Below are 14,125 nucleotides of genomic sequence, written 5' to 3'. Positions count from 1 at the left end.
AGGCAGGTGCACAATACCCATCCCTTCGCCGGCATGATCCGGATCAGGTTCGAAGGGTCACCGCGCTGCAAGTGCCAGCGGTTTCTCAGCCCGTTGCCGGGCTCCCCTTGGTGGCCGAATCTATACAGCAAGGGCCGATGATTGTCACGTCGCGTGCTAGTGGATGCTCGAGGCCAGTTCGAAGATCGGCATGTACATGAGGATCACGATCAGGCCGATCAGCAGGCCGATGAAGGTCATCAGCAGCGGCTCGAACAGGCGCACGAACCACTCGATCCAGCGGCTGATTTCCGCGTCGTAGAAGTCGGCACTGCGCTCCATCATCTGCCCGAGGTTGCCGGACTGCTCGCCAGCGCGCAGCAGGCGCAATGACACGGGCGTCACCAGTTGCCCGGCTTCCAGCGCCGCCGACAGCGACAGGCCCTCAGTGACCCGTTCACAGGCCTGTTCCAGGCGCTGCGCGCCGGCTGCACCGAGCAGGCCGCGAGCCATGGCCATGGCGGTGAGGATCGGGATGCCGCCTTGCAGGAGGATCCCCAGCGAGCGGTAGAAACGCGCCAGTTCGTACATCACCAGGCGCTTGTGCAGGGCCGGCAGGCGCTCCAGCTGGCGGTTCAGCCAGCGGCGTACCCGTGGCTCGCGGCGCATGACAAACAGCAGCACCATCAGCAGCACGAAACCGCTGCCCATGGCCACCTGATGGGCGTGCAGGAACATCCCGGCCTGCATCAGCCAGCGCGACATCCACGGCAGTTCGGTGCCCAGGCCTTCGAACACCAGGCTGAAGCGCGGTACCACATACCCCAGCAGAAACAGCACCACGCCACCACCGACCAGCAACAGCAGCAGCGGGTAGATCGAGGCGCTGATGATCTTCTGGCGCACTTCGTCCATGCGCTGGCGGTAGGCGACATAGCGGCCGAGGGCATCGCCCAGGGCGCCGGTCTTCTCGCTCGACTGCACCAGGGCCACGTACAGCGGCGGGAACACGCTGGGCAACTGCGCCAGGGCCTGGGACAACGACTTGCCTTCGTACAGCAGGCGCACCAGCTCACCGAGGGTCTTGCGCGCCTGGGGCGCGGTCTCTTTCTCGGCCAGGCTCTCGAGGGCGTCAATCAGCGGCAGGCCGGCGTTGATCAGGGTGGTCAGCTCCTGGCTGAACAGCACCAGGTCAAACACCTCGCCACGCCGCCAGCGCAAGCCGGCCAGGCGCTGGCAACTGCGCACGCTGACCACCCGCAAGCCCTGTTGCTCGACCTGCTCGCGGGCGAGGCCTGCGTCCTGGGCGTCGACCTGCAGCAAGACCACGCCGGCCTTGCCCAGTGCCTTGAGTTCGTAGCGCATGTGCAGCCCCTCCCGACTATTGCCAACTGGTGATCTCGGCGTTCTCGCCATCGCCGCCGGGTTGGCCGTCCTTGCCCATCGACAGCAGGTCGTACTCGCCGTTTTCACCGGGCTGGCGGTAGATGTAGTTACGCCCCCAGGGGTCTTGCGGGACCTTTTTCTGCAAGTACGGGCCTGACCAGCGCACCTCATCGCTGGGGGGGACCACCAGCGCCTGCAAGCCTTGTTCGGAGTTGGGGTAGTGCCCCACCTCCAGCCGGTACAGGTCCAGGGCCTTGCCCAGGCCTTCGATCTGGGCCCGGGCCACCTTGGCCTCCGAGCGCCCCAGCTGACTGAAGTACTTGGGTGCGACGATGCCGGCCAGCAGCCCCAGCACCACCAGGACCACCAACAGTTCAAGCAGGGTGAAGCCACGTTGCGCGCGATGGTTGTTGTTCATTGCCAGGCCCTCCGTAGGTGCGCTGCAAGGGCTTATGCAAATGCCGTGCGCGTCTGCGCCGGGCCTTTGCCGCACGGCCCTGGCAAGGCGGCACAGTGCTTGCGTCAGGAGGGTGAAGCCCTGGCAATCGGGGCATATGCCCCACTTTCTGGGGGACGCAACGGGGAGGGTGGCACGATGCGCTGGCTCACTGCGGGAATCCTGGCCTGGTTGGCCACAAGCAATCCGGCTCAGGCCGATGTGTACATCTCGGTCAAGGCCGATGGCAGCTATGTGTTGAGCAACGTCCACCGGCCGGGCCGAACGTACCAGCGGGTGGTCAGCGAGACAGCGCCGAGCCTGGCCGGCAATGGTCGGCAATTGATCACCGGCATGCCATACGCCGAAGTCGTGGCGGCCGCCGCTAGAACCCATGACCTGCCAGCCGCGTTGCTGCATGCAGTGATCCAGGCCGAATCGCGCTACGACCCCAATGCCCGCTCCACCAGTGGCGCGGCGGGGCTGATGCAGTTGATGCCGGACACCGCCAAGGAGATGGGGGTGAAGAATGTCCTCGACCCGGCCGCGAACGTGCAGGGTGGGGCGCGCTACCTCAAACGCATGCTCACCCTGTTCGACAACGACATCACCCTGGCAGTGGCCGCCTATAACGCCGGGCCCGACGCGGTGCTGCGCCGCGGCCGGGTGGTACCGCCGTTCGCCGAAACCCAGCGCTATGTGCCCAAGGTGTTGCGCCAGTACCGGCGGCTGCAGGGCCTGGCGGTGGATGCGCCTCTGTAATCGGCGCAGAACCTGTGGGAGCGGGCTTGCCCCGCGATGAGGCAACCCCCGATTAGTGGGGAATACCGGGGAATCACCCCCAATCAGGATTCACTAATCTTTGTAAGTAACTGAAAAACAACAATAAAAAATATGGCATGGGCCTTGCTCCAGCCCCTCCAGAGTTCCCTTGCACCACAGAGGCACGCCATGATGACTCCAATCAAAGGCTCAGTCCTGACTTCACTGCTGATCGCCGCCGCCAGCTTGGGCTGGCAGCCGCTCAGCGAAGCCGCCGTGCGCTGCGAGCGCAACCTGGTGGCCAATGTGGTGGCGATCGATCAGCCACTGATGTTCAACCGCCTGGGTGCGCAGAATGCCAACGGCATGATGTTCGCCCTGCGCCGCGATGTGGTCGACGAGCACCAGGTGTCGCTGGCCAGTGGCGGAGCGGCAGTGCCGGGTAAAGTCAGCCTGCGCCCGGACAAACGCCCGCGGCCGATCGTGCTGCGGGTGGCGGCGGGCGACTGCCTGACCATCAACCTGCAGAACCTGCTGGCCTACCAGGCCAACCCGAACAAGCACGGTATCGACCACGAAGAAGAGAACGAGGTCGAAGGCGAGGAAAACGAAGCTGAAGAGAACGAAGCCGCCGCAGGCAACGAGCCAGGCGGCGAGCATTTTGTCGCCGACGAACAGGTTACCGACCGCCATGTCGGCTTTCAGGTCAACGGCATGCAGGCGGTCAACAGCATCGCCGACATCGCCGCCAACACCGGGCGCAATGGCAACTTCCTGATCGCCCCCGGCGCCAGCCGCTCCTACACCTTGTATGCCGAACGCGAAGGTGCGTTTGCCGCCACCAGCCAGGGCGCGACCTTTGGCGGTGAAGGCGCTGCCGGCAACGTCGCCAACGGCCTGTTCGGCCAGGTCGTGGTGCTGCCCAAAGGTGGGCGCACCTTCCGTAATACCCTCACCGAAGAAGAAATGCGCCTGAGCAGCAGCGGCCGCACCCCCACTGGCCAGCCGATCGTCGACTACCAGGCGCGCTACCCGCAGCAGGAACCCTGGATCAGCGAGGGCAAGGCCGGCGCGCCGATCATTGCCATGACCGACGGCAACGAGATCATCTCCAGTGAGTCCGACGCCATCGTCATGGGGCCCAACGCCGATGGCAGCTTCCCGGCCTCGACCTACCCGCTGGAAAGCCTCGGCAAACGTAACCCGGCCATCCCCAACCGCCTGGAGCCGTTTCGCGATTTCGCCGCGCAGTTCACCGATGAAGCCGCCTCGACCCAGGCCTTTCCCGCTTACTGGGCCGACCCGGTGATGGGGCATGTTCTGGAGCCGACCCGCGATTCGTTCATGATCAACTACGGCTCCGGCGGCATGGGCGCCGAGGTGGTGGCCAACCGTCTGGGCGTGGGCCCGATGCATGACTGCCTGTCCTGCGCCTACGAAGAGTTCTTCTTGAGTTCGCACACCGTCGGCGACGTGGCGATGCTGGTGGACGTACCGGCCAACGTCGGCCTTGAGAACATTCGCCCGGGCCAGACCCCGAGCGCCGAGCAGGTCGGGGTCAAGGCCACCATGGCCCTTTACCCGGCGGAACCGGCCAACGTCAACCACAGCTACATCGGCGACATGGTCAAGTTCCGCAACACCCATAACGGCCACGAGCAGCATATCTTCCACCTGCACGGTCACCAGTGGCTGTTCAACCCCAATGACGACAACTCCGACTATGTCGATGCCCAGGGCATCGGCCCGGGTGTCGGCTACACCTACGAAATCGCCAACGGCGGCTCGGGCAACCGCAACCGCGTGGCCGGCGACGCTATCTACCATTGCCACTTCTACCCGCACTTTGCCCAGGGCATGTGGAGCATGTGGCGGGTCCACGATGTGTTCGAGGAAGGCACCCGCCTGGAAGTGTCGGGCCAGAGCGAGAGCGGTTTTCACAGCGTGCCGTTCGCCTTGCGCAGCGGCAAGCCTGCCGCGGGCGCCCGGGCCTTGCCGGACGGTGAGATCATCGCTGGTACACCCATCCCGGCCATCGTACCGTTGCCAGGCAAGGCCATGGCGCCGATGCCGGGCAAGGTCGCGGTGATTCCGAAGCTGGCGCAAACCTTGGTCGCGGAAAACGATGACGACGAGCAAGAGGAGGGCGATGACGACTCCGGCCATCACGACGCCGCGCCACGCGCTGTCGGTTCCCTGGCCCTGGTCGATCGCAGCGAAGCCAACCGCAACGCCGACGGCAGCCTGAAGAACCCGGGCTTCCCGTTCTGGATCGGCGGCATGGAAAACACCGTCGGCCAACGCCCGCCAACTCCACCGCTGGACATGCTCGATCCGGCCAAGGCGCAACAGCTGAAGAACTCCGGCAACGCCCTGTGGGCCAACCTCGACCCGGCCCAGGTCGGTGGCTGGGACGGCGGCTTGCCACGGCATGCCCTGGATGGACTGTCTGCCGGTGGCGAAGCCGTGGTCACGACCACCGCACTGGACTTCACCAAGGCGATCACCAAGGCCAAGGCGGTGTTCCTGCCCGAGGAGGGCACCGACGTCGAACAGGCGGCGATGAGCTTCCATTCCAAGCTGGAACACCCAAGCTATGCCGTGCTGCCGGGCAAGCAGACCGTGGCGCGTAACTTTCGCACCAACGGCGCGGCGCCCACCGCCGGTGCACCGTACTACGAGCCGTGCATGGACGACCGCGCCAAGCGTCTGACCCAGTTCTCCGGGGCCGGTGAGTTCAACAGCGGCGAGCGCCTGGACGGCATGAGCTTTACCGGCAGCTCGACCTTTACCGCCGACCGCCCGCGCATCTACAAGGGCGCCAACATCCAGTTCGACGCGGTGTACAACAAGGTCGGCTATCACTTCCCGCAAGCGCGGATCATCAGCCTCTGGGAAGACGCCTGGCCGGTGATCAACAAGCAGCGCCCACCTGAGCCGCTGGTGATGCGCATGAACACCTTCGACTGCGTGATGTACCAGCACACCAACCTGATCCCCTCGTACTACGAGATGGACGACTACCAGGTGCGCACGCCGACCGACGTCATCGGCCAGCATATCCACCTGCCGAAATGGGACCTGACCGCCGCCGACGGCTCGGCCAACGGCTGGAACTACGAAGACGGCATTCTTTCCCCAGGCACCGTGGTCGAGCGCATTCATGCGATTCGCGAGTTCAATCAATGCCGCGCCGGTGACCCCCGCGAAGGCACGGCCGAGTGCCCGGTGGCCAAGGCTCACCCGTTCTTCGGCCGCTACGGGCGCGCCGACTGGCTGGGCGCACGTACCGCCATGCAGCGCTGGTTCGTCGACCCGGTGGTCAACGTGCATAACGTCGACCGTGGCCTGGGCACCATCTTCACCCACGACCACCTCGGCCCATCGACCCACCAGCAACTGGGCCTGTACGCCACCGTACTGGCGGAACCGGCCGGTTCCACCTGGTACCACGCCGAAACCGGCGAGCTGCTGTACAACAGCGCCCTGCGCGAAGACGGCGGGCCGACGTCCTGGCAGGCGGTGGTGAAAACCGGCGACCTCGACGGTGACGGACGCAACGACAGCTACCGTGAGTTCTTCCTTGAGTACAGCGACTTCCAGCACGCCTATGAAGCCGGGGTGTATGTCGGTGCAGGCCCGGATGGCATCCCCAATGCCCAGGCGTACCCGGCCAGCGCCGACAGCTTCCGCTATGCGATCAACCCGCCGGTACGGCAGAAGGCCTCGAACCTGCTGGAGTCGGTGGTCGAATCGCGCGGCGGCCTGAACCCGGGCTGCCCGAGCCGGCCGTGCCCGCAGGCTATCTCGGTGGACGATCCAGGCATGTTCGTCGTCAACTACCGCAACGAACCGCTGGCCCTGCGCGTTTACGACCCCAACAAGGTGGCCCCGGACGGCAAGCGCGGCATGCAGGCCGATGGCCTCGCCGGTGACCTGGCCTACGCCATGCAAAGTCGCACCGACCGCGCCATCCCGGCGATGAACCTGTCGCCGGCGGCGATTACCTCGGCGGTCGGCCCGACCGGTGGCACCACGCGGTTCCCGCCGCACATCAATACCGCCGGGGCAGAGCCGGGCGACCCGTTCACGCCGATGCTGCGCACTTACTCCGGTGACAACGTGCGCCTGCGCATGCATGCCGGTGGCCATGAAGAGGAGCACAACGTGACCCTGCACGGCGTCAAGTGGCTGCAGAACGGCTCGGGCTTCGGCAACAGCTCGAACTCCGGCTGGAAAGCCTCGCAGATGGTGGGCATTTCCGAACAGCTGGGCTTCATGGCGCCGGTGTCGATGATCTCCAGCGCGTCTGCGCCCAACGGCGATTACCTGTACTCGCTCGATGCCGCCCACGAAGGCTACTGGAACGGTATCTGGGGGGTAATGCGCAACTACACCAGCAGCCGCAACGACCTGTTTGCCTTGCCCAACAACCCGCTGCCGATGGCGGCGCGCAACACCGTGGCGTTTGACGGGATCTGCCCACGCTTTACCGCCAACAGCAACGGCATCGGCACCCGGCCGACGGTGCAGCGCAGCTATGAAATCGTCGCCGCCCTGGCCAACGACATCCTCGGCAACGCGTTGGGTGTGAGCATCAACGACCCGGCCGGTGTCGGCCAGCATGTCGGCGGCCCGCTCAAGGCCAACGGCGGTACCCTGGTGTACAACAGCCGGCGTACCAGCATCCCGCAGGTGACGGTGACCGACCCGGAAGATGGCGAGACCTTCACCATCGGCGGCCATAGCGGGCCACTGCATGACCCAACCGCGATCCTCTATGTGCGCAAGGCCGACCTCGACCCCGGCACCGGCAAACTCAAGCCCGGTGTGCCGGTGGAACCGCTGGTGCTGCGCGCCGCTGCCGGCGAGTGCCTGAAGGTCACCCTGGAGAACCGCCTGCCGCTGGTCATGCCGGACTTGGCCAGCACCGCCGTGATGCAGAACGTGGTCAAGCGCGACCGCAATGGCAGTGAAGGCTCCACCGCCTTCAACAACAACCTGATGCGTCCTTCCAGCCATGTCGGCCTGCATACCCAATTGCTGGCCTACGACATCACCAAGTCGGACGGCGCCAACGTTGGCCAGAACCCGGTACAGACCGTGCCGCCCCGCGCAGGCAACAGCGGCGCGTACCCGAACAAGGTCTACCAGTACTACGCCGGGCATCTGGAGCGCGAAGGCAAGCCGGTGCTGCAGATGGGCCGCGCGGTGGACAACATCAACACCACCGCCATCGAGTTCGGCGGCCTGAACATCACCCCGGCCGATGTCATCAAGCAGGGGCAGAAGGGCCTGATCGGCGCCATGAGCATCCTGCCGCTCAACGCCACCTGGAGCGAAGACACGGCAAGCCGGGCCTCGGCCACGGTGCAGGTACCGGGGCAAACCGCCTACCGCGACTTCGCCACGCTGTGGCAGCGCTCGCTGAACATGCGCTGGGCCGATGGCCGGCCGGTGGAAGGCATTGCCACTGAAGGCAACGGCGTGCCGGGTGATCCGAAGGACAACTCGAACATGGCCATCAACTACAAGACCGAGCCGTTGTGGTTCCGCTTCGGCCTGGCCCCGGATGCGCCGTTCGGCCATGCCGATGGCAATGGCTGGGCCGACGTGCCCAACGCCCACATGGCCTACAGCAATGCCCTGGTCGGCGGCGACCCACAAACCCCGGTGCTCTGGGCCAAGCCTGGCCAGCCGTTGCGCAACCATGTGCTGATGCCCACCGGCGGCAGCCGCGGCATCACCTACCAGCTCGACGGGCACCTGTGGCCGCTGCATGCCTACCAGCCGGAGAAGGCCGACCCGGGCGGCTACCCGATGTACCTGCCGGGTATCGGTTCGGTGCGCTTTGGCTACAACCCGCAGGCCATGTACATCGGCGCCCAGGAGAGCGTGCTGCCGGCCGCGCACTTCAGCTTCATGCTGCCCAGCGCCGGCGGCAGCAACGCGGTGCCGGGCGACTACCTGTTCCGCGACTACGCCGCCTACGGCAACGTGTCCGGCTTGTGGGGGATCCTGCGGGTGACCAACGAAACACCACCGGCCACGCCGCCAGCACAGTGAGTGAGGGGAAGGGTCATGACCAAGAAGAATCGACCGCTGTACCTGGGCCTGCTGGCGGGCCTGACCCTGATGGGCCTGGGGGTGAGTTACGAAAGCCTGTGGTGCGACCCGCGCAGCGAGCTGGCCGAGAGTGACCCGCAGGGCTTGCATAGCCTCAGCCGCGACGGTGTCACCGTCGAGTTCGAGGCGCGGCCGTTGGGCTCGGGCGGGACGCTGACCGAAGGCAGCTTCGCCAATGTGCGCTTCACCATCACCGAGCAGAACAGCGGTCAGCCATTGTCGGGGCTTTCCCCCGGCGCCTGGCTGGACCCGGCGCTGACCGGGGATGCCGCCAAGGACCGCAGCAACAGCTGCAAGGCGCGGGTGGCGCTGTTCCTCAAAAGCAGCATCGGCGCGCGGCCGTTGCTGGACCTCAACAGCTACTTCCTGCTGGTGCTGAACAAGGATGCCAGCCTCACCGTGATCGACCCGTCGGTGTCGGTGGGCGGCGTCACCAGCACCCTGGCGCGCATCGAGCTGCCAGGCACGCCGATGGACTGGGTGGCGAGCAAGGATGACAAGCAGGTCTACGTGTCTATCCCCGAGCGCGGTGAAGTGGCGCTGATCGACACCGAGACCTTCCAGCGCGTCGCCAACCTGCCGGCCGGCAAGCAACCGCTGCGCCTGGCCATGCAGCCCGACCAGCGCCTGCTGTGGGTCGGCAACAACGCCAGCGATCCTGAGAACAGCGGGGTGACGGTCATCGATGTGCCCAGCCGCACGACCTTGAAGTTTTTCGCCACGGGCGCCGGCCACCATGAAATCGCCTTCAGCGCCGACTCGCGCTACGCCTTTGTCAGCAACCGCGACAGCGCCACCCTGAGCGTGATCGACGCCAGCGAGATGCGCCTGGTGAAAACCCTCAAGGTGGGCTCGCACCCCTTGTCGGTGGCTTATTCGCCGCTGTCCCAGGCGGTGTATGTGGCCGATGGGCGTGACGGCAGCATCAGCGTCATCGATGCCCGCAGCCACACCCAGCGTCACCTGATCGCAGGCCAGCAGGGCCTGGGGCCGATGCGCTTCAGCAATGACGGGCGCTTCGGCATCGTCCTCAACACCCTGGAAAGCCAGGCCATGGTCATCGACGCCAGTACCGACCGGTTGATCCACAGCCTGCCGGTGGCCACCGAACCCTACCAGCTGACCTTCACCCAGGCCTACGCCTACATCCGTGGCCTGGCGTCGCCCAAGGTCAGCATGATCAACCTCGGCAGCCTGGGCGAAGGCCGCCAGCCGATTGTCCAGGGCTTTGAAGCCGGGCCTGCGGCGCCGCGCCAGGCCGGTGACCTGCCGCTGGCCCAGGGCCTGACCGTGGCCCGTGACGAGAACTCGGTGTTCGTGGTCAACCCGGTGGACAACACCACCTACTTCTACGCCGAAGGCATGAACGCGCCGATGTCCGGCTACGCCAACCGTGGCCACAGCGCCCGCGCCGCGCTGGTCATCGACCGCAGCCTGCGCGAGGTGGCGCCGGGGGTGTATAGCTCGACGGTCAAGCTGCCGGCCGCCGGTACCTTCGATGTCGCCTTCCTGCTCAACCAGCCACAGATCATCCACTGCTTCAGCACCGAAGTGGCGGCCTCCAGCAGCGCACCGCACCGGCAGACGCCGCAGGTGGAATTCCTCATCGGCGCCTCGGTGGTGGACCAGGGCCGGCCCGTTGTCGCGCGCTTTCGCATCAGCGAGGGCAACGGCACGCCGCGTACCGGAATCAAGGACCTGAGCCTGCGCTACTTCCTCGCACCCACCTCGCGGGCCCGCACCAGCGTGGTCAGGGAAGTGGGCGAGGGCATCTACGAGGCGCCCCTGGAGCAACTGGAAGCGGGCGCCTGGTACCTGCATGTGCAGGCGCCCTCGCTGGGCAAGCGCTTTGCCGAGAACAACTACACCAGCTTGCGGGTACTGCCCGCTGGCGCACAGCAAGCATCCGACGCCGGACCAAGGAGTGTGCAATGAAACTGCTCGATCGCTGCAGACTGTTCAGCCTCTGCCTGCTCGCCGCCAGCTGCGGCCTCGCCCAGGCCCATAACGGTGTCGACCACAGTGCCCACGGGGCGCCCGCCGCCCATCAGGAAAAGACCTCGGTGCGCTTTGCCGATGTCTCGCTGCTTGATCAGAACGGCATGCCGGTGCGCCTGGAACAGGACCTGGTAGCCGATCACCTGGTGGTCATGGGCTTTATCTACACCAGCTGCACCACGGTGTGCCCGGTGGTCTCGTCGATCATGGCCAAGGTGCAGAAGCAGCTGGGTGGCCGGGTCGGCACCGAGGTGCAACTGGTGTCGATCAGCGTTGACCCGCAGCGCGATGATCCCAAACGCTTGCTCGGCTACGCACAGACCTTCCAGAACGGGCCGGGCTGGAGCTGGCTGACCGGCACCCCGTATGCGATCAACGAAACCCTCAAGGGCCTGGGCAGCTTCAGTGCCGACCTGGGCCAGCACCCGCCGTTGATCCTCGTCGGCGATGGCCACAGCGGCCACTGGACCCGTTTCTACGGCTTCACCGACCCGCAACTGCTGATCAGCGAGATCGACCGCCTCAGCGCTCGCCGGGTGCATGCCAAGCACACCGCCATTGCCCAGGAGGTGCAACCATGAGCGCCGCCAGCCGTGGCATGCGCAGCACCGACTGGTTGGCCCTGGCGCTGTGCCTGTGGATCCTCAGCTCCGTGGCCCTGGCCCATGAAGGCCACGCTTCGCCGACCCCGAGCGCCACCCCGGTAACCACCGAGGGCGGTACCCGCGACGCCCGCAGCTACTTCACCGACACCGTGCTGCAGGACCAGAACGGCCGCAGCCTGCGCTTCTACGAAGATGTCCTGAAAGACCGGGTGGTGCTGCTCAATGTGATCTTCACCCACTGCAACGATGCCTGCCCGCTGATCACCCGCAAGTTGCGTGAAGTGCGCGAAGCCCTGGGCGAGGAGGCGGCCAGCAAGGTCACGTTCATTTCGTTGAGCAGCGACCCGCAGAACGACACCCCGGCGGTGCTCAAGGCCTTCGCCGAAAAACAGGGAGTAGATGGCCCCAACTGGCTGTTCCTCACCGGCGACAAAGCGCAGATGGATCGGGTGCTGGCACGCCTGGGCCACCTGATTCCCAGCCCCGAGCAGCACTCGACCCAGTTGATTGCCGGCGACGTGGCCAACAAGCGCTGGAGCAAGATCCGCCCTGACGCGCCGGCGCCAGCCATCGCCCAGCGCCTGCAGTTGCTGTCGCAACCTTTGGCGGGGCGCTGAGTCATGTCCGCGCGCCTGCGCATCGGTCTGCTGTTGAGCGTGCTGCTGGTCAGCCCGCTGGCCAGCGCCCTCGCTCTCAACCCGCAGGAGCAGGCCGGCAAGCGCCTGTACCGCGAAGGCCTGTCGAGCAGCGATGCCCAGGTCTCGGCACGGGTCGGCGCCGCCGACATGCGGGTGCCGGCTAGTGTCGTGCCCTGTGCCAGTTGTCACGGCAACGATGGCCTCGGCCGGGCCGAGGGCGGGGTACGCCCGCCGTCGCTGAACTGGCAGCGCCTGGCCGGCGGGCAGGGCGCGCGGCAGGCCAACGGGCGCAGCTATCCGGCCTATTCCCAGGCCAGCCTTGCCCGGGCCATCCAGGAGGGCCGCGACCCTGCCGGTAACCGCCTCGACCCGGCGATGCCGCGCTTCGTCCTGAGCATGGCCGACCAGCGCAACCTCAGCGCCTACCTCAAGCGCCTGGCCGATGACCGCGACCCGGGGCTTGAGGAGCAGACCCTGCGCCTGGGCACCTTGCTGCCGACCCGCGGCGCCCTGGCGGAGCCGGCGCGGGTGGTGGCGGCGGTATTGAATGACCGCATCGCCCAGATCAACCGCCAGGGCGGTATTCATGGTCGCGCCTTGCAGTTGATCAACCTCGATCCCGGCCCCGATCAGGCCAGTGCCGAGCAGGCGCTGGGGCAACTGATCGGGCAGGAGCGGGTGTTTGCTTTGATCGCGCCCATGGCGCCGGGGCTGGAGGCCACGCTGGTCTCCCGCCTGGAACAGGCGCGCCTGCCCTTGATCGGCGCAGCGCCGCAGTTGGCCAGCAGCCGCCAGGTGTTCGACCCGTTGCCCGGTTTGCGCGAACAACTGCTGAGCCTGGCCGACTACGCCCAGGGCAGCCTGTCGTTGCAGGGGGCCGAGGTCAACATCGTATATGCCGACGCAAGTTTTGCCGCCCTGGCGGCCAACCTGCGTCAGGCATTGCTTGAGCGTGGCTGGCGCAACGTCAGCGCCGAGCCATTCGAGCAGCAGGCACCGGCGGCGCAGGCGCTGTTTTACCTGGGCAAGGCTTCGGGCTTCAGCCGGTTGACCGAAGCCCTGCAACAGGCGGGGCGCACGCCTTACCTGTTCGCGTCTTCAAACCAGGTCGCCAGTGAGCTGCTGCTGGTGCCGCCAGCCTGGTCGCGGCGCGTGTTTCTCGCCTATCCGTTTATTCCCGGCGACTGGACAGCGCAAGGCCGCGCGGCGCTCACCGCCATGCGCCAGCGCCAGGGCCTGGATGGCCGCCAGGGCTTGTTGCAGGTCAGCACCTGGTGCGCCATGCAACTGCTGGAAGAAGCGCTCAAGCGCGCCGGGCGCGATGCCAGCCGCGAGAAACTCACCCAGGCTTTGGAAGGCCTGCACGACGTGCAGACCGGCCTGACCCCGGCCCTGGGTTTTGGCCCGGGCCGGCGCCAGGGCCTTAACGGGGCCCATGTGGTAACGGTTGAAATGCCCGGCCCGGTGTTCTACCCGGTCGCCGCCTACCAGAGTGTCCTTGAGACGAGGTCGCCATGAACCGCCTGATGCCGTTGCTGCTGTGCCTGTTGGCCCTTTCGCTGCACGCCGCAGACGCTCCGCCCGCGGCGCGGGTCAACGGCGTGGTAATCAGCCAGTTGCGCCTGGAGCGCTATTTTGCCGAATACCTGCAAGACCAGGGCAGGGCGCTGACCAGCATCCGCAACCCCAGCGTGTACAAGCGCCTGCGCGAACAGGCGCTGAACGACCTGATCGACCGCGAGCTGCTGTGGCAGGAAGCCCAGCGCCAGGGCGTGACGGTCAGCAATGACGAAGTCCAGGCGCGTATCGGCCACCTGCGCCAGGCCTTCGGCTCAAATGAAGTGTTCGAACGGCGCCTGGCCGAAGCCGGCTTCGATGTACAGAGCTTTGCCGCCTATACCCGTCAGGAGCTGGCGGCGCAGCAGGTGTTCCTTGCCGCCAGCCGCGTGCCAGAGCCCAGCCAGGCTCAGGTCCTGGCCTTCTATGCGGCCAATGGCAAAACCTTTGCCGGCGCGCAGAACCAAAGCCAGCAAGGCCCTGTCCAACGCGAGCAGGGACTTGCACTGGCTAAAACCCTTCTTATCGATCAGCTGCAGGCGCAGGCGCGTCAGGCGTTGTTGCAACGCCTGCGCGAGAGCGGCCAACTGCAGCGTATTGACTGAGCGCCAGGCCGCCCCCCAATGTTGGGGCAGGCC

General features: G+C 66.3%; 9 protein-coding genes and 1 riboswitch. Of the genes, 7 read left to right on the top strand and 2 right to left on the bottom strand.

The window, feature by feature from the left end; genetic code table 11:
* Nucleotides 1–3: 3 nt before the first annotated feature.
* Nucleotides 4–118, bottom strand: a riboswitch (TPP riboswitch).
* 38 nt (nucleotides 119–156) lie between these two features.
* Together JV241A_RS25370 and gspG are read right to left on the bottom strand one after the other, a co-directional pair.
* Complete coding sequence (locus JV241A_RS25370; protein ID WP_134065049.1) at nucleotides 157–1,344, bottom strand: type II secretion system F family protein; 1,188 nt, start codon at nucleotides 1,342–1,344, stop codon at nucleotides 157–159.
* 16 nt (nucleotides 1,345–1,360) lie between these two features.
* Nucleotides 1,361–1,783, bottom strand: a complete 423-nt coding sequence (gene gspG / locus JV241A_RS25365) for a type II secretion system major pseudopilin GspG (RefSeq protein ID WP_115086798.1) — start codon at nucleotides 1,781–1,783, stop codon at nucleotides 1,361–1,363.
* Nucleotides 1,784–1,960: 177 nt separating this feature from the next.
* On the opposite strand from gspG, the gene JV241A_RS25360 reads away from it, so the two are divergent.
* From JV241A_RS25360 to JV241A_RS25330, 7 genes are all read left to right on the top strand, one after another.
* Nucleotides 1,961–2,563 carry a lytic transglycosylase domain-containing protein gene (locus JV241A_RS25360; RefSeq protein WP_115086797.1) on the top strand — a complete coding sequence of 201 codons (603 nt, stop codon included), beginning with the start codon at nucleotides 1,961–1,963 and terminating at the stop codon, nucleotides 2,561–2,563.
* Between the two features lie 189 nt (nucleotides 2,564–2,752).
* Nucleotides 2,753–8,629, top strand: coding sequence for a manganese-oxidizing multicopper oxidase MnxG (gene mnxG, locus JV241A_RS25355; protein WP_134065047.1), 5,877 nt, complete (start codon nucleotides 2,753–2,755; stop codon nucleotides 8,627–8,629).
* A 15-nt stretch (nucleotides 8,630–8,644) separates the two neighbouring features.
* The gene (locus tag JV241A_RS25350; RefSeq protein WP_134065045.1) at nucleotides 8,645–10,624 is read left to right on the top strand and encodes a cytochrome D1 domain-containing protein; all 1,980 of its coding nucleotides are present in this window, start codon (nucleotides 8,645–8,647) and stop codon (nucleotides 10,622–10,624) included.
* Entirely contained in the window at nucleotides 10,621–11,268 is a 648-nt protein-coding gene (locus tag JV241A_RS25345; protein WP_134065043.1) for an SCO family protein, read from the top strand. Before JV241A_RS25350 ends, JV241A_RS25345 begins: the two co-directional genes overlap by 4 nt.
* Nucleotides 11,269–11,285: 17 nt before the next feature.
* Complete coding sequence (locus JV241A_RS25340) at nucleotides 11,286–11,909, top strand: SCO family protein (RefSeq protein WP_115087116.1); 624 nt, start codon at nucleotides 11,286–11,288, stop codon at nucleotides 11,907–11,909.
* Nucleotides 11,910–11,912: 3 nt separating this feature from the next.
* Entirely contained in the window at nucleotides 11,913–13,448 is a 1,536-nt protein-coding gene (locus tag JV241A_RS25335) for an ABC transporter substrate-binding protein (RefSeq protein WP_134065041.1), read from the top strand.
* A complete protein-coding gene (locus JV241A_RS25330) occupies nucleotides 13,445–14,092 on the top strand; it encodes a SurA N-terminal domain-containing protein (protein WP_134065039.1) in 648 nt (215 codons plus the stop codon). Before JV241A_RS25335 ends, JV241A_RS25330 begins: the two co-directional genes overlap by 4 nt.
* Nucleotides 14,093–14,125: the final 33 nt, after the last annotated feature.

This window comes from Pseudomonas sp. JV241A, from assembly GCF_900275665.1.
Lineage (GTDB): Bacteria > Pseudomonadota > Gammaproteobacteria > Pseudomonadales > Pseudomonadaceae > Aquipseudomonas > Aquipseudomonas wadenswilerensis.
Note: the sequence above shows the minus strand (reverse complement) of the source record. Positions and strands in the feature narration are given on the sequence as shown.

Bases quoted from the DNA above. Each gene is read 5' to 3' on its own strand.
- JV241A_RS25370 (WP_134065049.1), bottom strand. From the start codon at position 1,344: ATGCGCTACGAACTCAAGGCACTGGGCAAGGCCGGCGTGGTCTTGCTG.
- gspG (WP_115086798.1), bottom strand. From the start codon at position 1,783: ATGAACAACAACCATCGCGCGCAACGTGGCTTCACCCTGCTTGAACTG.
- JV241A_RS25360 (WP_115086797.1), top strand. From the start codon at position 1,961: ATGCGCTGGCTCACTGCGGGAATCCTGGCCTGGTTGGCCACAAGCAAT.
- mnxG (WP_134065047.1), top strand. From the start codon at position 2,753: ATGATGACTCCAATCAAAGGCTCAGTCCTGACTTCACTGCTGATCGCC.
- JV241A_RS25350 (WP_134065045.1), top strand. From the start codon at position 8,645: ATGACCAAGAAGAATCGACCGCTGTACCTGGGCCTGCTGGCGGGCCTG.
- JV241A_RS25345 (WP_134065043.1), top strand. From the start codon at position 10,621: ATGAAACTGCTCGATCGCTGCAGACTGTTCAGCCTCTGCCTGCTCGCC.
- JV241A_RS25340 (WP_115087116.1), top strand. From the start codon at position 11,286: ATGCGCAGCACCGACTGGTTGGCCCTGGCGCTGTGCCTGTGGATCCTC.
- JV241A_RS25335 (WP_134065041.1), top strand. From the start codon at position 11,913: ATGTCCGCGCGCCTGCGCATCGGTCTGCTGTTGAGCGTGCTGCTGGTC.
- JV241A_RS25330 (WP_134065039.1), top strand. From the start codon at position 13,445: ATGAACCGCCTGATGCCGTTGCTGCTGTGCCTGTTGGCCCTTTCGCTG.